The 18,157-nt window shown below is 69.1% G+C and carries 18 protein-coding genes; 11 read left to right on the top strand and 7 right to left on the bottom strand.

Annotated elements, in window-relative coordinates; genetic code table 11:
- The first annotated feature begins 15 nt into the window (after nt 1-15).
- Together G6N58_RS13830 and G6N58_RS13825 are read left to right on the top strand one after the other, a co-directional pair.
- Entirely contained in the window at nt 16-570 is a 555-nt protein-coding gene (locus G6N58_RS13830) for a chorismate mutase (protein WP_115278300.1), read from the top strand.
- The gene (locus tag G6N58_RS13825; protein ID WP_232067855.1) at nt 567-1,517 is read left to right on the top strand and encodes a YihY/virulence factor BrkB family protein; all 951 of its coding nucleotides are present in this window, start codon (nt 567-569) and stop codon (nt 1,515-1,517) included. The genes G6N58_RS13830 and G6N58_RS13825 overlap by 4 nt, the downstream gene beginning before the upstream one ends.
- Here G6N58_RS13825 and cobF read toward each other — a convergent pair.
- On the bottom strand, nt 1,499-2,245 hold the full coding sequence (gene cobF, locus G6N58_RS13820; protein ID WP_172544975.1) for a precorrin-6A synthase (deacetylating): 747 nt from the start codon (nt 2,243-2,245) through the stop codon (nt 1,499-1,501). The two genes, G6N58_RS13825 and cobF, sit on opposite strands and share 19 nt — an antisense overlap.
- Before the next feature lie 41 nt (nt 2,246-2,286).
- Between cobF and G6N58_RS13815 the strand changes: the two genes are divergently transcribed.
- Nucleotides 2,287-3,168 carry an LLM class flavin-dependent oxidoreductase gene (locus G6N58_RS13815; RefSeq protein WP_068915220.1) on the top strand — a complete coding sequence of 294 codons (882 nt, stop codon included), beginning with the start codon at nt 2,287-2,289 and terminating at the stop codon, nt 3,166-3,168.
- A 68-nt stretch (nt 3,169-3,236) separates the two neighbouring features.
- On the opposite strand, the gene G6N58_RS13810 is transcribed toward G6N58_RS13815, so the two are convergent.
- Nucleotides 3,237-4,223, bottom strand: a complete 987-nt coding sequence (locus G6N58_RS13810; RefSeq protein WP_115278302.1) for an aldo/keto reductase — start codon at nt 4,221-4,223, stop codon at nt 3,237-3,239.
- A gap of 102 nt (nt 4,224-4,325) precedes the next feature.
- Between G6N58_RS13810 and G6N58_RS13805 the strand changes: the two genes are divergently transcribed.
- Nucleotides 4,326-5,165: a helix-turn-helix transcriptional regulator gene (locus G6N58_RS13805; protein ID WP_068915218.1), complete on the top strand. Its 840-nt coding sequence runs from the start codon at nt 4,326-4,328 to the stop codon at nt 5,163-5,165.
- Between the two features lie 10 nt (nt 5,166-5,175).
- On the opposite strand, the gene G6N58_RS13800 is transcribed toward G6N58_RS13805, so the two are convergent.
- Nucleotides 5,176-5,967, bottom strand: a complete 792-nt coding sequence (locus G6N58_RS13800) for an enoyl-CoA hydratase/isomerase family protein (protein WP_115278304.1) — start codon at nt 5,965-5,967, stop codon at nt 5,176-5,178.
- Between the two features lie 139 nt (nt 5,968-6,106).
- Here G6N58_RS13800 and G6N58_RS13795 point away from each other — a divergent pair, with 139 nt between their 5' ends.
- Nucleotides 6,107-6,700 carry an ANTAR domain-containing protein gene (locus G6N58_RS13795; RefSeq protein ID WP_115278305.1) on the top strand — a complete coding sequence of 198 codons (594 nt, stop codon included), beginning with the start codon at nt 6,107-6,109 and terminating at the stop codon, nt 6,698-6,700.
- 24 nt (nt 6,701-6,724) lie between these two features.
- Nucleotides 6,725-8,596 (top strand): acetate--CoA ligase, encoded by a 1,872-nt coding sequence (locus G6N58_RS13790; RefSeq protein WP_068915216.1) that lies wholly within the window; start codon nt 6,725-6,727, stop codon nt 8,594-8,596.
- 1 nt (nt 8,597) lies between these two features.
- Here the strand turns inward: G6N58_RS13790 and G6N58_RS13785 are convergent, their stop codons facing one another.
- The gene (locus G6N58_RS13785) at nt 8,598-9,395 is read right to left on the bottom strand and encodes a DUF1206 domain-containing protein (RefSeq protein ID WP_115281528.1); all 798 of its coding nucleotides are present in this window, start codon (nt 9,393-9,395) and stop codon (nt 8,598-8,600) included.
- Between the two features lie 73 nt (nt 9,396-9,468).
- Here G6N58_RS13785 and rnhA point away from each other — a divergent pair, with 73 nt between their 5' ends.
- From rnhA to G6N58_RS13765, 4 genes are all read left to right on the top strand, one after another.
- Nucleotides 9,469-9,927, top strand: coding sequence for a ribonuclease HI (gene rnhA, locus G6N58_RS13780; protein ID WP_435406144.1), 459 nt, complete (start codon nt 9,469-9,471; stop codon nt 9,925-9,927).
- A gap of 210 nt (nt 9,928-10,137) precedes the next feature.
- Complete coding sequence (locus tag G6N58_RS13775; RefSeq protein WP_115278307.1) at nt 10,138-11,229, top strand: glycosyltransferase; 1,092 nt, start codon at nt 10,138-10,140, stop codon at nt 11,227-11,229.
- Nucleotides 11,226-12,203, top strand: a complete 978-nt coding sequence (locus tag G6N58_RS13770; RefSeq protein ID WP_115278308.1) for a glycosyltransferase — start codon at nt 11,226-11,228, stop codon at nt 12,201-12,203. The genes G6N58_RS13775 and G6N58_RS13770 overlap by 4 nt, the downstream gene beginning before the upstream one ends.
- Nucleotides 12,200-13,021, top strand: a complete 822-nt coding sequence (locus G6N58_RS13765) for a glycosyltransferase family 2 protein (protein ID WP_115278309.1) — start codon at nt 12,200-12,202, stop codon at nt 13,019-13,021. Before G6N58_RS13770 ends, G6N58_RS13765 begins: the two co-directional genes overlap by 4 nt.
- Nucleotide 13,022: 1 nt before the next feature.
- On the opposite strand, the gene G6N58_RS13760 is transcribed toward G6N58_RS13765, so the two are convergent.
- The gene (locus G6N58_RS13760) at nt 13,023-13,601 is read right to left on the bottom strand and encodes a TetR/AcrR family transcriptional regulator (protein WP_115278310.1); all 579 of its coding nucleotides are present in this window, start codon (nt 13,599-13,601) and stop codon (nt 13,023-13,025) included.
- 77 nt (nt 13,602-13,678) lie between these two features.
- Between G6N58_RS13760 and G6N58_RS13755 the strand changes: the two genes are divergently transcribed.
- Nucleotides 13,679-14,617, top strand: a complete 939-nt coding sequence (locus tag G6N58_RS13755) for a DUF5996 family protein (RefSeq protein WP_115278311.1) — start codon at nt 13,679-13,681, stop codon at nt 14,615-14,617.
- Here the strand turns inward: G6N58_RS13755 and G6N58_RS13750 are convergent.
- Nucleotides 14,614-16,551 (bottom strand): zinc ribbon domain-containing protein, encoded by a 1,938-nt coding sequence (locus tag G6N58_RS13750; RefSeq protein ID WP_115278312.1) that lies wholly within the window; start codon nt 16,549-16,551, stop codon nt 14,614-14,616. The genes G6N58_RS13755 and G6N58_RS13750 overlap by 4 nt on opposite strands.
- Nucleotides 16,551-18,125, bottom strand: coding sequence for a S53 family peptidase (locus G6N58_RS13745; RefSeq protein WP_115281529.1), 1,575 nt, complete (start codon nt 18,123-18,125; stop codon nt 16,551-16,553). The genes G6N58_RS13750 and G6N58_RS13745 overlap by 1 nt, the downstream gene beginning before the upstream one ends.
- Nucleotides 18,126-18,157: the final 32 nt, after the last annotated feature.

Raw genomic sequence — 18,157 nt, 5'->3', positions numbered from 1 at the left:
GACCAAGATGGCAGTGTGCGTACTTCTCTGATCGCCTTACCGCTGGCCGCAGCGGCCCTCCTGGCCGCAGCCCCGGTGGCCACCGCCGAGCCCAGCCCGCTGTACACCCTGGTCGACACCGTGACCCAGCGGTTGCAGACCGCCGAGAACGTAGCCGCCTTCAAGTGGGTCAACGGCGGGCCCATCAACGATCCGCCCCGGGTGGCGGTGGTGCTGGACACCGTGGCCGCCGATGCCACCGCCCAGCAGGTCGACGCGATGTACGTGCGGGCGGTGTTCCAGGACCAGATCGACGCCAACGAAGGCATCCAGTACACGCGGTTCGGGCAGTGGAAGCTGGATCCGGCGGTCGCCCCGGTGACTGCGCCGGATCTGTCCGTATCGCGCGACGCCATCAATGCTTTCAACAAGACCATCGTCAATGAGATCTCGCTGCACCGGGATACGTTGCTGGGCCCGGCCTGCCGGCAAGCACTGGGCAGCGCCGAACAGGCGGTGATCCACGACCGCGCCCTGGACCCGATGTACGCCCAAGCCCTGACGACGGCCACCGAGTCCTACTGCTCTTGAGGCGCCGCCTCGCCGCGGTGGAGTCGGGCCTGCGTCGTAGGGGCCGGCGACTGCTGGCTCGCTCACCGCAGCCGGTCGCCCAGTTGTGGCGGCTTGCCGTCCGCACGGCACGGCGGGCCGGCGAACACCGTGTCCCCGGCCTGGCCGCAGAAGCCGCGCTGTTCACGGTCATCTCGTTACCGGCGCTGCTGTTGGCGCTCATCGGGGCGCTGGGCTTCATCGCCGGGATTCTGGGGCCCGAAGGCTCTCGCCAATTACGCCGCCTGGTGTTCGACGCACCCGAATCGGCGCTGTCGGCACGCACCTACGCGTCGTACGAACCGGTGGCCCGGGCCGTCCTGGAACAGACCCACGGGAGTGTGGTCTCGGTGGGCATCGTGGTGGCCGTCTGGACCGGATCTCGGGCCATCAACCGCTATCTGGAGACCATCACGATCGCCTACGGAGTTCCACCCCGGCGAGGCTGGCGGCGTAGGTTGCTGGCGCTGACGGTGACTGCCGCCGGCCTGCTCGGGGCCGTCGCGCTGCTGCCGCCGATGGTGATCGGCCCCCGGTTGATCCGGTGGATGACGCCCGAGGCCGTGGCAGAGACCACCCTGGCACTACTGGATCGTCTCTTCTGGCCGGCCGTGGTGGTGATCCTGGTCGGGGTCCTGACCACGCTGTACCACCTGGGCGTGCCCTGGCGGACGCCCTGGCGTCGCGACGTCCCCGGGGCTGTTCTCGCCATGGCGGTGTTCCTGCTGGCCGCCGCGGCACTGCGGGTCTATCTGGATTTCAACGCGGACGACGAGGTGTTCCGGCTGCTGGCCGCGCCGATCGCTGTGGTCCTGTGGCTCTACCTGGCAGCATTGGCGGTGTTGCTCGGAGCCGAGCTCAACGCGACCATCGAACAGATCTGGCCGACGAGTTCGGGGCCGCCCGTCGATCAGGGCCGCAGCAGATAGGTGTCCATGATCCAGCCGTGCCGAGCCCGGGCCTGCGCACGCAGCTCGACGATCTGCGCACCGACCTCCCCGACGGTGCCGGAGACCAGCAGCTCCTCGGGCGTGCCGAGGTAGGCCCCCCACCAGATCCGCGTTGCCGGTGGGCATTCGGTGAACGAGCAGTCGGCATCGAGCATCACCACCGCATCGCCGGTCAGCCCGGCGCTGCGCAGCTGCCTGCCGGTGGTGATCAGCACCGGCTCGCCGACGTCGTTGAGCGGGATGCGGTGCCGGGCGGTGAGCGTCTGCACCGCGGTGATCCCCGGGATGACGTCGTAGCGGAACTCCACCCGCGTCCCGACCAGCTCCAGGATGCGCAGCGTGCTGTCGTACAGCGACGGGTCCCCCCACGCCAGGAAGGCGCCCACGCCGTCGGCAGCGAGTTCGGTCTCGATGGCGTGCGCCCACACGTCGGCGCGGGCCTCGTGCCACTCGGAGACCGCCTGCAGGTAGTCCCCGTCACGAGCGCGCGGCGGGTCGGCGAGTTCGACGAAGCGGTAATCCGGCGTGCGGATGAACCGGCGGCAGACCTCCCGCCGCAGCGCCACCAGGTCACTCTTGGCAGCTCCCTTGTCCATCGCGAAGAACACCTCGGTGGCATTCAGGGCTGTCACCGCCTGCGCCGTGACGTGCTCGGGGTCGCCCGATCCGATGCCGATGACGTGGATGGTCCGCACAGGTCCGAACATTATCGGGTGCGTGAGTTAGAACGTGTTCTAGTCTGCGGGGTATGCGTTTCACCTATGCCGAGGCCATGACCGACCCGAGCTACTACATCCCGTTGGCCAAGGCGGCCGACGCAGCCGGGTACCACGCGATGACGATCCCGGACAGCATCGCCTACCCGTTCGAATCGGACTCGAAGTATCCCTACACCGAGGACGGCAACCGCGAGTTCCTCGACGGCAAGCCGTTCATCGAGTCGTTCGCGTTGATCGGTGCATTGTCGGCGGTGACCACGAACCTGCACTTCAACATCTTCGTGTTGAAGCTGCCCATCCGGCCTCCGGCGTTGGTGGCCAAGCAGGCCGGCTCCCTGGCAGCGTTGTTCGACAACCGCCTGGGCCTCGGTGTCGGCACCAGTCCGTGGCCCGAGGACTACGACATCATGGGTGTCCCGTTCGCCCGGCGCGGCAAACGGATGGACGAGTGCATCGACGTCATCCGCGGGCTGACCTCCGGTGACTACTTCGAATACCACGGCGAGTTCTACGACATCCCGAAGACGAAGATGACGCCCGCACCCACCAAGCCGGTGCCCATTCTGGTGGGCGGGCACGCCGACGCCGCCCTGCGCCGCGCCGCGCGCAACGACGGCTGGATGCACGGCGGCGGCGATCCCGAAGACCTCGACCCGCTGCTGGCCAAGCTCGCCAAGTTCCGCGACGAGGAGGAGCGCGTCGGGCAGGCCGAGGAGTTCGAGATCCACGTCATCTCGATCGACGGGTTCACCCTCGACGGCATCAAGCGCCTCGAGGACAAGGGTGTCACCGACGTCATCGTCGGTTTCCGCATCCCCTACATCAAGGGCGAGGACACCGAACCGCTGGACGCCAAGATCCGCAACCTGGAGTGGTTCGCCGAGAACGTCATCGCCAAGGCCAATCCCTGAGTCGTTGACACTGCGCTGGGCGCGACGACGTTCGAGTGGACCTCGCGCTGGACGCAGTGTCAACGTGACTAACGCTCGGAATCCAGAGCCGCCATGTGCGCCGCCGGGTAGCGCGCGCCGGCCACCTGGTCGGCGGGCACGGCCTTCTCGATGTCGGCGAGCTGCGCGTCGGTCAGCACCACGTCCGCCGCGCCCAGCGCTTCCGAGAGCCGCTCGCGCGTCTTGGCGCCGATCAGCGGCACCACGTCACCACCGCGGCTGGCCACCCACGCGAATGCCGCTTGCGCCACCGTGACACCCAGGTCCTCGGCCACCACGCGCAGCGCCTCCACCAGAGCGAGGTTGCGGTCCAGGTTCTCCGTGGCGAACCGTGGCGAGGCGGCGCGGAAATCGCCCTGTCCGCCACTGTCTTTGGTCCAGTGTCCGCCGATCAGGCCGCGGGACAGCACGCCGTAGGCGGTGAGGCCGATGCCGAGTTCGCGGCAGGCCGGCAGGATCGTGTCCTCCACGCCCCGCGTCGCCAGTGAGTACTCGATCTGCAGGTCGGAGATCGGACGCACGGATGCGGCCCGACGAATGTTCTCCGCGCCCAGCTCCGAGAGGCCGATGTGCCGGACGTAGCCGGCATCGACCAGTTCTCCGATGGCGCCGATGGTGTCCTCGATGGGTACCGCCGGGTCGAGCCGGGCGGGCCGGTAGACGTCGACGTGGTCGACACCGAGTCGCTGCAACGAGTACGACAGCGAGGTCTTCACCGCTGCCGGACGTCCGTCGAAACCGACAAACGTCCCGTCCGGCGCCACCTGCCCGCCGAATTTGACGCTCAGCTGATAGGTCTCCCGCGAAATCCCTTGCAGCGCTTCGGCCAACAGCATCTCGTTGTGCCCCATGCCGTAGAAGTCGCCGGTGTCCAGCAACGTGATGCCGGCGTCCAGCGCAGCGCGCACGGTGGCGATGCTCTCGGCGCGGTCGGCGACGCCGTAGGCACCGGACATGCCCATGCAGCCCAGCCCCAGCGCCGAGGTGGTCAGTGTCCCCAGGTGTTTGGTTTCCATGCCGTCGAGTGTCGAGCGGTTTTCGGCCGGTAACTAGGACGCGTTCAACCAGGGATCTGGAGTCCCTGCCTGAATCGACCCCGGGCAGCGACAATGGCAGACATGGACCGTGCCGCGCTGGCTGATTTCCTGCGCCGCCGCCGGGAGGCCATCCAGCCGGCGGAGGTGGGGCTGCCCGACGGGGTACGCCGCCGCACCACCGGGCTGCGCCGTGAGGAGGTGGCCCAGCTGACCGGCATGTCGGTGGACTACTACGGCCGGCTGGAGCAGGCGCGCAGCACGCAGCCGTCGCCGCAGATGCTGCGGGCCCTGGCCCGGGCACTGCGGCTGTCCGACGACGAGACCGACCATCTGCACCGGCTGGCCGGTCACGCGGCCCCTGACCGCACGGGGCCGTCCACCCACGTGCGCCCAGCGTTGCTGTTCGTGTTGGACCAGATGCGCGACGGAGCCGCCTTCGTCTGCTCGGACACCTATCAGGTACTGGCCCAGAACGAGCTGGCCCGACTGCTGATGGGTGACCTGGTGTCCGGGGACACGAGCTTCCGGTCCAGCCTGGCCTGGCAGTGGTTCACCGATCCGCAGGCCCGCGTCGGCGTTCCTGTCGACCTGCACGACGAGCACAGCCAGATCACCGTCGCCGACCTCCGCCTCGCCTGGGCGCGCCGGCGCTCCGACGCCGACATGGCGGAGTTGATCGACCACCTGCTGACCGACAGCGCCGAGTTCGCGCGGTTGTGGCAACGCCATGAGGTAGCGGCACGGCGGATGCAGCAGAAGTCGTTCACCACCCGGATCGGGCCCGTCACGCTGGATTGTGAGGTGCTGGCCACCGAACACAATCAGACGCTGGTGGTACTGACCCCGCCCGCCGGCTCGACGGCGCTGGACGACCTGCGCCTGCTGCGGGTGGTCGGTCAGCAGGAGGTGGAGCAGCGCTGAGCGCCACCGCTCAGAGGTCGTCCCACACGGGCTGGCGCTTCTCCCGCAGCGCCATGGCCGCCTCTGCCGGGTTGTTGGTGAACCCGGTGAGGATCTGCGTGCGGTTCTCCAGTTCCTTGGCGTGCCGCAGGCTGGAGGCGTCCAGGGCGACGTTGAGTCCGGTTTTGGTCTGCCACACCCCGTAGGCGTTGTTGGCGGCGATCTCCCGGGCCTTGCGCAGCGCGGCTTCCAGCAGCTCATCGGCCGGTACCACCTGGTGCACCAGGTGGATGCGCAGCGCCTCGGCGGCGTCGATGATCCGCCCGGTCAGCATCAGCTCGCGGGCCACACCCGCGCCCACGATCTTCGGCAGCAGGTAACTGGTGCCCATGTCCAGGGACGAGAACCCCGCCTTGATGAACACCGACCCGAACCGGGCGGCCTCGGAGCCGATGCGGATGTCGCAGTGCAGCGCGTACGCCAGCCCTCCGCCCACCGCCGCCCCGTGCACGGCGGCGATCACCGGGATGGGGAGTTCGTAGAGCCGGGTCAGTTGGTCGGCCAGCCGTACCTGACCGTCGTAGCTGGTCTTGAACGGCGCCTTGGCCGGTTTGACCCACGGCGCACCGGTGCCGGACAGGTCCGCTCCCGCGCAGAAACCGCGGCCCGCGCCGGTCAGGATAGCCACCCGGTGCGCGCCGGACTCCAGCTCGTCGAGCGCGGCGTCCACGCCGTCCAGCAGCGCGCCATCGATGGCATTGAGCTTCTCGGGACGATTGAGCGTGACACGCGCAATACCAGGTTCGAGGGTGTCGAGTTCCACAGCCGCCACACGACGACCCTAGGCGACACCGGCGTCGTCGCTTGACCGGAACAGGATCGGGTTACTAATTTTCTTCCTAGCAACCGGTTGAACATCCAGCCGCCTTCTTTATCCCCGAGTTTTTCCGAAGGACGACTGGATGCCGGATGGTGATGGCCCCGCGGTTGATGAAGCCGGGCCACCGCAGATGCACGTGGGGTGGTTCCGCTTCTTCGCCGACGACGAGCGATGGGATTGGTCGCCGGAAGCTCAACCAGTGGACCGCGAACGAGTGACCCGACTACTGGACGGGCAGCGCACCGCCACGCAACCGTTCACCGCCCGAGACCGGATTGTCGACGAGCGCGGTGAGGTGCACGATGTCGCCGTCGTCGGACACCCTCTCTCCGACGACGGCAAGGTGGTGGGCACCCAGGGTGTCTACGTGCATGTCGCGCCGGCCGACGCGATCCGCCAGCAGAGCATCAGCGCTGCGGTGGCCGAGATCGCGGAGAATCGCTCGGCCATCGAGCAGGCCAAGGGCATGCTGATGCTGATCTACCGACTCGACGCCGACCAGGCGTTCGACCTGCTGAAGTGGCGCTCGCAGGAAACCAACACCCGGCTGCGGAATCTGGCCGCGCAGCTGACGGCTGATGTCGTCGCCATGGACTATGGCGACACCCTGCCCACGCGCGCCCAGTTCGACGAGATCCTGCTGACCGCGCATCTGCGTATCCCCGACACCGGGTAGCGACCCACGCGCTACGGTTCTGCAGTGGCCGGATACTCAGAGCTGTTCCAAGCCAGCATCACCGACCCCGCGCGCTTCTGGGCGCAGGCCGCCGAGGCGGTCACCTGGACCAAGGCGCCGCAGCAGGTCCTCGACGACACCCATCCGCCGCAGTACCGCTGGTTCCCCGACGGGGAGCTCAACACGTGCGCCAACGCCCTGGACCGCCACGTCGCCGCCGGCCGCGGTGATCAGCCCGCCCTGATCTACGACTCCCCGGTCACGGGCGCGAAGCGGGTCTACACCTATGCCGAATTGCTGGACCGGACAGCACGTTTCGCAGGCGTACTCCGCGGCCTGGGCGTCGGTGTGGGCGACCGCGTGGTGGTGTACCTACCTATGATCCCCGAGGCCGTCATCACCATGCTGGCGTGCGCTCGCCTGGGCGCGGTGCACTCGGTGGTGTTCGGCGGCTTCGCCCCGCACGAACTGGCGGTACGCATCGACGACGCCCGCCCCGACGTGATCGTGACGGCGTCCTGCGGTGTCGAGCCCACCCGCACCGTGGAATACAAGCCGCTGGTGGATGCGGCCATCGCCCGCGCCGAACACCCGCCGCGGCACTGCGTGGTGGTGCAGCGCGACCACCATCGCTGCGAGCTGATCGAGGGCCGCGACCTCGATTACGCCACCATGATGGCGACGGCCGAGCCCGTTGACCCGGTGCCGGTGCCCGCCACCGCGCCGCTGTACGTGCTCTACACCTCCGGCACCACCGGCAAGCCCAAGGGCATCGTCCGTGACAACGGCGGCCACGCCGTCGCCCTGCTGTGGACCATGCGCCACATCTACGACGTCGCTCCCGGCGAGGTCTTCTGGGCCGCCTCCGACGTCGGCTGGGTGGTGGGGCACTCCTACATCGTCTACGCGCCACTGCTTCTGGGCGCCACCACCGTGCTGTACGAGGGCAAGCCCGTCGGCACCCCCGACCCCGGGGCCTTCTGGCGGGTCATCACCGAATACGGCGTCTCCGTCCTGTTCACCGCGCCCACGGCCATCCGCGCCATCCGCAAGGAGGACCCCACCGGCGCGTTCGTCGCGCGGTATGACAGGTCCGCACTGAGATACCTGTTCGTGGCGGGTGAACGGCTGGATCCGGACACCCTGCACTGGGCCGCGGAGAAGCTCGCCATCCCGGTGATCGACCACTGGTGGCAGACCGAGACGGGCTGGCCCATCTCGGCCAATCCCATGGGCGTGGAACAGTTCCCGGTGAAGGCGGGCTCCTCGACACTGCCGATGCCCGGGTACGACGTGCGCATCCTCGATCCCAACGGCCGGGAATGCCCACCGGGAGTCGAAGGTGACGTGTGCATCCGGTTGCCGCTGCCGCCAGGCACCCTGGCCGGCATCTGGGGTGATGAGGCGCGTTTCCAGCGGTCCTACCTGAGCGAGCACCCCGGTTTTTACCTGACCGGCGACGGCGGCTTCATCGACGCCGACGGCTACCTGTTCGTGATGGGCCGCATCGACGACGTCATCAACGTTGCCGGGCACCGGATGTCGACGGGCGCGATCGAGGAGGTGCTGGCCACCCATCCCGCGGTGGCCGAGTGCGCGGTGATCGGCGTCCCCGATGAGATCAAGGGTCAGGTTCCGCGGGGGCTGGTGGTGCTCAAGGCCGGCGCCAGCGCCGAGAGTCTGCCCGAGGAGCTGATCGCCTCGGTACGCGCCGAGATCGGGGCCGTGGCCGCGTTCCGGCTGGTGGACGTGGTGCCTGCGCTGCCGAAGACGCGGTCGGGCAAGATCCTGCGGAAGACGTTGCGCGGCATCGCGGCCGGCCGTGACGAGCCGGTGCCGTCCACCATCGAGGACCCGTCGGTGCTGGAGACACTGGGACCGATCCTGCGAGGGTGACTCACATCTTGGTGTAGCGGGCCATCGCGAAGCTGAAGAGACCGTAGATGATGATGCCCAACGCCGCGGCGATCACCAGCGTCGGACCGAAGGGTTGCGCGGCAAGCGTTTTCAGGGCGCCGTCGAGCCCGGTGACCTTGTAGGGTTCGGCCCTGGTGGCGGCCACCACGATCACCGCGCCGGTGCCGAGGATGGCCAGGCCCTTGGTGACGTACCCGACCGCGCCCAGGTGGCTCACCAGCGCGCTGGTGTTGGTCAGGTCGTCGAGGAAGGTCCGGCTGGCGCCCATGTAGATGTGATACGCGCCGACGGCGACGATGACGACACCGGTCAGGACCACCACCACGGTGCCGGTACCGGTGGCCATCAGCCGGGCGCTGAGCGTCGAATTCTGTTGGCTCGCAGACTCTCCCGAACCCCGGGCGAAGCCGAAGGTGGAGTACGCCAGGGCTGCGTAGATGGCCGCGAGGCCGAAGGCCTTGGCCCGGTCGGAGATCTCCAGCAGCGTGCGCTGCGATTTCGGGTCGGTGGAGCGACCCAGCGCGGTTTCGGCCAGCCGCCACAGTGCCATCGCCAGGAAGCCGAAGGCCGCGATCCACAGGGCCACGCTCCCGCCGCGGTGTGCGGCGACCTCGGCCAAGGCACCGGACTGGTCGACGGCGCCCCGGCCGCCCTGGGCCACCCGGATCGCCAGGTAGCCGATGGCGATGTGCAGCAGACCGCTCACCACGTACCCGAAGCGGGCGAATCGCTCGAACGCGCTGTTCTGCACGATGTCAGCCACGGAGTCGTCAACCATCATCGTCGATGGTAGTGACCGGCCCGGGATGTCGGTCCGCGGCCGCGCCTGCGGCAGCGCCTATCCTCAGCGGGTGAGCACCGGCGACCCCGTGATCATCCACACCGACGGTGGCTGCCGCCCCAACCCGGGCCCCGGCGGTTGGGGTGCGGTGCTGCGCCACCGCCGGCACGTCCGGGAGATGTGCGGCGGCGAACCCGGGGAGACCAGCAACAACCGCATGGAACTGACCGCGCCCATCATGGCGCTGGAAGCGCTGACCAGACCCGTGGTGGTGCACCTTTACACAGACAGCACCTACGTGCGCAACGGCATCACCAAGTGGGTGCACGGCTGGGAACGCAACGGCTGGATGACGGCGGGTAGACAACCCGTCAAGAATGTCGACCTCTGGCAGCGGCTACAGCAGGCCTGCCGCCGCCACCAGGTGGAATGGTTCTGGGTCAAGGGCCACTCCGGCGTCGGCGACAACGAGTTGGCCGATCAGCTGGCCACCCGCGGACTCCAGCAGGCCTTGAGCGCCTCGATCTGACGCACCACCGGCCACAAACACGTCACGATCGTGACGTTTTACGGCGTCGACACCGGGTACAGACCCCCCACTGGATCGGCACCACGCCAGCCCCGCGGGTGCAACGCCTCACCCTCTTTCCGGAAAGTTGGCAATGCTTCCTGCGCGCGGTAATACCCATACGCCTTCATCCGCAGTGGTCTGTTCTGAGAACGGATCCGGAGGCTCTGCATGCGTCTAGCGATTCTGGGGCCGTCGCGCAACTACGTCGGCGCGCCCTTCCAGGGTGGCCAGGAACGATTCACTGCAGACCTGGCCCGCGGGCTGACCCGGCGGGGACACCACGTGGAGTTGTGGGCCCGGGAGGGCACCGACGTGACGCTGGCCGACCAGGTGCACCTGATGCCCGACCTGCCGCCGCTGTCGGCCCTCACCGCGGCGGACCCGGACCTGCCGGACCCGAACTTCCTGTACGCCCAGACCTTCTACGTCTCGGCGTTTCTCGACCTGCTGCGACGCCGTGACATCGATGCCGTGCTCAACGAGAGCCTGCATCAGCTGCCGCTGGCCATGAGCTCGCTGCTGCAGGTGCCCATGGTGACCACCCTGCACACCCCTCCGCTGGCCTGGATGGAGATGGGTGCCTGGCTGTCCGGGGGCAGTGGGCACTTCGTTGCCGTCAGCGACGCCGTGCGCCGCCAGTGGAGCGGGACGGTGACCAGCCGGGTGGTGCACAACGGGGTGGACCCCGACGGGTTTCCTCTCGGCCCCGGCGGCGACGGACTGGCCTGGGCCGGGCGCCTGACCCCCGAGAAGGGCACCGACCTGGCGATCCGCATCGCCGCGGAGGCCGGGATGGAGTTGCGCATCGCCGGGCCCATCAGTGACCCGGACTGGTTCGACGCCGTCATCGCTCCCCAGCTCGGCGGGTCGGTGACCTACCTGGGGGCGCTGAGCGGCGACGAGTTGGCCGCGCTCTACGGCAGCAGTGCGGCCACCCTGGTGACCCCGCGGTGGCAGGAGCCGTTCTGCCTGGTCGCGGTGGAGTCGCAGATGTGCGGCACACCGGTGGTGGGTTTCCGGCGCGGAGGGTTGCCGGAGGTGGTCAGCGGCGTCGGCGGCCGTCTGGTGGCCACCGAGGGCGACGACATCGGCGGGCTGGCCCAGGCCATCGACTGGGTGGTCTCCACCGACCGCCGGGCCGTCGCCGCGCGGGCGCGCCGCGACTTTTCGCTGACGCGGATGATCGCGGACTACGAGCAGCTGCTCTTCGAGCTGGGCGCCTACCCGGCCGCACCGATGGCCGAACCGCTGCGGGCGTGATCGGCTACTACGTCCACCATCACGGCCGCGGACACCTCACCCGCGCGCTGGCCATCTCCGCCCACCTCGACGAGGACGTGGTGTTCTTCTCCTCGCTGCCCACCCCGGGCGGGCTGCGTCCGCGCGACCGGTGGGTGCGCCTGTCGATGGACGTGCCCCCGGGAGACATGACGGCACGCGAGCCCACGGCCAACGGCCGTCTGCACTGGGCTCCCCTGAATGTCGACGGCCTGCTGCGGCGCTCCGCCGAGCTGCTGTGCACCCTGGCCGACACCGGGGTGCGGCGTCTGGTGGTGGACGTGTCGGTCGAAATCGCCGTGCTGGCGCGGACGTCGGGGGTGCCGGTGACGGTGATGGCCATGCCCGGTGAGCGCACTGACCCGCCGCATCAACTGGCCTACCGTCTCGCCGACCAGATCATCGCGCCGTGGTCAGATGAGGTGTACCGGCCGACGTGGCTGGCCGAGCACGCCGGGCGCACCCACTTCGTCGGGTACATCAGCAGGTTCGAGGGGCTGTCCCGGGAGTCCGGAACCCATCAGGGCGACAACGCGGTTCTGCTCAGCGGCGCCGGCGGCACCGAGGTGCCCGACGACGCGGTGACGCAGCTGCAGGCGGCGCTGCCCGGTTACCGGTGGACGGCGCTGGGCGGCCGGTCGTGGACCGATGACCCGTGGAGTGCGTTGCGCCACGCCGGCCTCATCGTCACGCACGCCGGACAGAACGCGTTGGCCGACGCCGCGGCGGCGGCCACGGCCACGATCGTGCTGCCCCAGCCGCGGCCCTTCGACGAGCAGCACACCTCGGCTGCCGCACTGCACGCGGCCGGGCTGGCGGTCTGCGCGCCGTCGTGGCCCACACCGACACAGTGGCCCGAATTGGCTTCCGCTGCAGGCACTCTGAACCCGGACCGCTGGTGCGCTGCGCGGGTCGACGGAGCCGCCGCACGGGCGGCGCAGGTGCTGGCCGCATGACCGGGCAACGGTGTGCAGTGATCACCGTGGCGCGCGGTCGGCACACCCATCTGGCCCGCCAGGAAGCCGGTCTGGCCCGGATGCACCGGCCGCCGGATACCCGGGTACTGGTGGCTGTCGGCGACCCGGACATCGGCAGGTTGGCCCGCCGGGGCAGCGAGGTTCTCGATCTTGACTGCGGCACAGGGGCATTGCCCTTGGCGCGAGCCCGCAATGCCGGCGCGCGCCAGGCCATCGATGGTGGCGCCGAACTGCTGATCTTTCTCGATGTCGACTGCATCCCATCGCCGTCGCTGATCACCGATTACCTCGACGCCCACCACCGCGCCGGGCGCGACGCGCTGTTGTGCGGCCCGGTGACCTACCTTCCGCCGGCGCCGGACGGATATGACCTGGACACCCTCGATGAGCTGACCGACCCGCATCCGGCGCGGCCGGTGCCCGCGCCGGGCGAGTTGCTGGCCGCCGACGATCACGACCTGTTCTGGTCCTTGAGCTTCGCGGTGTCCGCGTCTGCCTGGCAGCGCATCGGTGGCTTCTGTGAGGAGTACACCGGGTACGGCGCAGAGGACACCGATTTCGCGGCAGTGGCCCGCGCGGCGGGCGTTCCGCTGCTCTGGGTGGGTGGCGCCCACGCCTATCACCAACACCATCCGGTCTCGAACCCGCCGGTGGAGCATCTCCGCGACATCGTGGCCAATTCCGCTGTCTTCCGGCGCCGTTGGGGTCGCTGGCCGATGCCCGGCTGGTTGGACAGCTTCGAGAACGACGGCCTGCTGGTGCGCGACGGTGACCGGATCACGCTGACCACCGGGTGATTCAGCACACGCCGTGGAACGCGATGGCCAGGCTCGCGTCGATGTGGCGGAGCTCCAGGGGCATACCGTGGATCAGCCGGTATTCGATGAACCCGTAGAGCACGTCGCGCAGGGTCTCCACGTCGGCGTCGGCCCGGATCTCACCGCGGGCCTGCGCCAGCGCTGCCCGTTCCCCGAACTGCGTGATGCTGGGTTTGATGATCTGGTCGAAGACGGCACGCATCAGGTCGGGGTCGGACTGACACGCGGCGATCAGCCCCTGGTAGGCAGCGCCGTAGCCGGTGGTGGTGATCACCTCCAGGATCTTGCACATCTGAGTGCGCAGATCGGCGATGATGTTGCCGGTGTCCGGAAACGTGACCACCGGATCCAGGCTCTGCATCGCAGCCTCGAGGATCACCGCGCCCTTGGACGGCCACCAGCGGTAGATGGTCTGCTTGCCCACGCACGCCCGCCGTGCGATGGCCTCGATGGAGACGTTCTCATAACCGGCCTCGCCGACCAGCGAGATACACGCGTCGAGGATGGCACGACGCGATTGTTCGTTGCGCCGCCCCGGGTCCGGAGCGTTGGCAGGCATCTGAAAACACTAGCCGACGAACCCGGGCGTACCCGGGCCATTGACGCGAGACGGACCGACTCGTACCGTTCCCGGGTATGACCTCTTCCCCGCCTTCTGGATGGCCGGCTCTGCGCGTCGACGACTGGGCGGACACCCGCCGCACGCTCCACATGTGGTCCCAGATCGTCGGCAAGATCAGGTTGGCCCACGCGCCGCTGGTCAATCACTGGTGGCAGGCTCCGCTCTACGTCTCCTCGCGGGGGTTGACCACCTCGGCCATCCCGGTGGACACCCGGGTGTTCGACCTGGAGTTCGACTTCGTCGACCACGTGCTGGCCGTGCGGGTGAACGACGGCAGCTCCGGCCGACTGGAACTCGGCAACCGGACGGTGGCGCAGTTCCACGACGACACCGTGGCCATGCTCGACCGCGTGGGTATCGCGGCGCAGATCACCAAGCGGCCCAACGAAGTCGACCCCGCCATTCCCTTCGCCGAGGACCACCACATCGGCTACGACCCCGCAGCCGCCCGCACGTTCTGGCAGCAGCTCATCCAGGCCGACCGGGTGATCACAGCGTTCCGGTCCCGGTTCGCCGGCAAGGTCAGCCCCGTCCACTTCTTCTGGGGTTCCTTCGACATGGCCTGCAGCCGGTTCTCGGGCCGCCCCGCACCGGAGCATCCCGGCGGCACGCCCAACTGCGCCGACTGGGTGATGGTCGAGGCCTACTCCCACGAGCTGAGCAGCTGCGGATTCTGGCCCGGTGGGGGCGAGGAGGGCGCGTTCTACTCCTACGCCTATCCCGAACCGGAGGGCTTCGCCGAATTCCCCGGCCTTCCCGAAGGCGTGTTCTACCACCCCGAGCTACGGCAGTACCTGCTCCCGTACGAAACCGCCCGCGCCGCAGCAGATCCGGATCAGTGCGTGCTGGACTTTCTGCAGTACACCTACGATGCGGCCGCCGAACTGGGTGGGTGGGACCGCGCTGCGCTCGAGCTCGATCCGCACCGCTGGGACGAACACCTGTTGCCCTAACGGGGCGGATCGCCGCGCCAGGTGAAACTGTTGACGTACTTGCCCATGTCCAGGGCCAGTTGCAGGCCCGCAGCCGACGGCTTGCCGGACCCGAAGTCCGGACCGAAGGCGCGGTAGGGCCCCACCGCGCCGGCGATCAGCGCCAGGTCGTTCTTCACCGCGACCATCACGATGATGCGCATCCGGGTGGAATTGCTCATCGCACCCTGCGGCCAGACGTCGGCCGCCAAGCCGTACCCGGGTTGATACCCGACCATGGTGTTGGGAATCTCGTAGGCGGTCTTGGTGTCCGGGTAGGTCTCGTTCAGCAGATCGAACGCCACCTGCCGGGCGTCGCGGCCCGCAGCAGGGCGGCTCACCAACTGCATGGTGCCGCCATCACCGGCCTGCAGGACGGCGGTCACCCCATCGTCACGCTGGGAGACCGCATACGCCGCGCCGGGGGCCGGATACGACACGGAGAACGCGCCGTCCGCGGCGGTGAACCGGGGATTGACCTCCACCGCGCGCGACAGCGGCGGACTGCCGCACTCGGGCGGGCAGACGTACTTCGGGGCGGGCCGGGAGATCAGGCCCGAGAGCCCGACCAGTCCGCCGGCCACCACGACGATCGCGACTCCGACGGCCAGCGCCACGGTGTGGAACTGCGCCGACGCAGGTCGCGCCGCCTCGAAGGCGCCCGGATGGATCGAATACCCGGGCAGCAGTCCGACCTTGATGTCTCCGGCGGCCGCGGCAGAATCCTCGACCACCTGGATCGGACGCTCTTCCCGCCGGGTCCGGCGGGACCCCCGCGAGCAGGCCCGCATGGCCGCGCCGCAGTTCGCGCAGAATGGCGCATCCGGCACCACGTGGTTGCACTCGACGCACAGAATCGGATCGTCACTGCTGGTGGTGTCCTGCGCCTCGTGCAACAGGGCCAGGTGCAAGCCCACCCGCAACGCGAACAACGCCAGCGCGCTCAGCATGAGATGGACTACCAACAGCCACAACTGGGGCAACCGGGCGACGTCGACCACACCCAGTGACGCATAGATCACGATGACCACCACCGCGATCGCCACCAACACGCCCCGCAGGAACCCGCGATGGGTGCCCTGCTTGCTCGGTGGGCGGGTGAACCAGAGCGCGGTACCGATCAGACCGCCCACCGCGGCGGCGGTCAACGGCATGGCGATCCCGCGGATACCGGCTTCGACCAGCAGCCCGTCCAGCGGCCGGGCGCGGTTGATCAGGCCGCTGGTGAACTGCGGCGCCAGCCGGGTCAGGGTGGCCGCCGCCGTGAAGGTCAGAGCTCCCAGCGCACCGATGGCGTAGCCGTCCAGCGCCTCCCGGTCGCCGCCCCGCCAGGAGAACCGCGCCACCAGCGCAGGGACCAACATCAGGAGCATGCTGCCCACCGGCACGCCGAGGCCGTCGCGCAGGATCCGCGCACCGGCAATGCCGGCCCCCAGCGGTACGCCGTAGGCGCGGGCCACCACGGCGCCGGTGAGCACGGCCCACCCCACGCCCAGGATGATGCCCAGCCCGGTCGTCACCAGCAGCGTGCTGCGCGGGATGTCGCGGGAGACACCGGATTCGCGGAGGTAGAGGCCGAACAACAACGGCAGGCCGAAGGAGGCCACCGCGATCAACCCGGCCGGCATGCGCAGCACCGTGACGATCACCAACGCCGCCACCAGCATCCCCAGTCCCATCAGGAACACGATGCGGGCCCGCGGTGTCAGGTGCGGAAACAGCGAGCTGGTCAGCGACGGCGTCAACAACCGTTGTCCGGAGGCGGCGCTGAAGGCGCGCGCCCGCAGCCAGTGTGGGCCGTCGCCGCGGCGGTGCTCGTCCAGCGGCACACCACACTGCCCGCAGTATTCGCCTGCGGGCACGTCCATTTCGCAGACCTGACATTCCATCATGCCCGGCGCGCTGGGTGCAGTCATCAGCCCTGCACCTGCTGGGCGATGGCGATGTTGCGTACCAGGTTGTCGATGTCCGGGGTGCCGAGCCCGGTCACCAGGTCATAGCCCGGCCCGGCGTCGTCGACAGCATTGCCGCCCAGGGTGACGTCGCGAAACGCAGGTCGCGGTGCCCCCTCGGCGATGCGGTACAGCAGCGGATTGATGTCGCCGATCAGGCTGCCGTTGTTGTCCAGCAGGTACTGGTTCATCACCGCGGTCAGTCCCGCCCAGATCGGTGCGGACTGCGAGGTCCCGCCGCCGGCGAGCACCTGACCGTCGAGCACGATCCGCACGCCGGTGAACGGGTCGGCCACCGCCGCGATGTCGGGGGTCATGCGCTTCCCGGTGCGGCGCTCCGACGGGACGGCCTCGGCGGCAGTGCGCTGCCAGGGGGGCAGGTCGAACAGCGCCGAGGTGCCGCCGCTGGTGCCCTGCGACAGCGGCACGTCGAACCAGGTCTGCTCCGAGACCCATTGGCCGTCTGCGGCGGTGGACAGTGTGGTGCCCCCGACGCTGGTCATCTCGGGGACCGACGCCACCGAGCCGAGACCCACATCCTGCTCCGCCGGCGCGGACGACCAGTCCCGGCCGCCACGGCATTCCATGCCGGCCAGGTCGCCGGTGGCGCTGTAGGCGGTGGTGCCGTTGGCCTGCGCCGCGCGCAGCGCCGAGCGCACCGGCGCCAGATCGGCCGCGGTGAGCAGCTTGTCACAGCCCCATCCGATGGACAGACTCCACACCGCACCGGGGAAACGTCGATCGGTGTCTTCGAGCATCTCGCCGATCTTGCGGTATCCGCCACCGCCCTCGACGGTGGGCAGCGCATTCACCACGACCTTGCGGGCATCGGGGGCAATCGCATGGGCCAGTTGCAGATCCATCGATGTTTCGCTGCGGATCTCATCGGGCATGCCGCCCACCACCTCGGGGACCAGCGGGGGCAGGCCGAACATCGTGGTGAACATATCCAGATCGGACTGACGGAATCCGTCGAAGCCGAAGATCACGATGGTGACGCCCTTGCCGGTGGCGCCGTTGCGGGCGAGTTCGTCGGCGTTGTAGGCCCGCAGCAAGGTGTCCGGCCCGAGGCCCCGGTCGGGCACATCGAGCGGGAAGTGCTCGGGCACCGACACGTGATGCGGTGTGTAGCTGAGGATCCGGCCCAGCCCGAACACCTCGTCGCGCAGGTGCTCGGGCACCGCGGGCTGGTGCGGGGACGCGTAGAACAGTTGGCCCTGCTTGCCGCGGTAGTCGTGCACGGCCACGTCGAACGCCGCTGCCACGGCGTCGGGAGCCCCTTCGAGCACCGCCCAGTCGTCGCCAGGGCGCCACCGCACCGACAGGGCACGGTCTTGCGCCCAGTCGATCAGCCCTGTCGGCTCGACGCGGCCGGTGAGGCCCGCGGTGAGCTCGATGCTGTGCTCACGCGCCGGCCCCAGGTCAGTGGACGCACCGAGCAGCGACGCGTACGGGCCCTCGATGAGGCGGACGCCGCCGGGGGCGGTGTCGTGAAACCGACCCGCACCACCGGACAACGTTGCGATCACCACCAACATCGCCAGCACCGACACGGGAACCAGACGATTCT

The sequence above is a fragment of the Mycolicibacterium tokaiense genome (assembly GCF_010725885.1).
In the GTDB taxonomy this organism is placed as follows: domain Bacteria; phylum Actinomycetota; class Actinomycetes; order Mycobacteriales; family Mycobacteriaceae; genus Mycobacterium; species Mycobacterium tokaiense.
The sequence above is the reverse complement of the archived record's forward strand: the minus strand, read 5'-3'. Positions and strand labels throughout refer to the sequence as shown.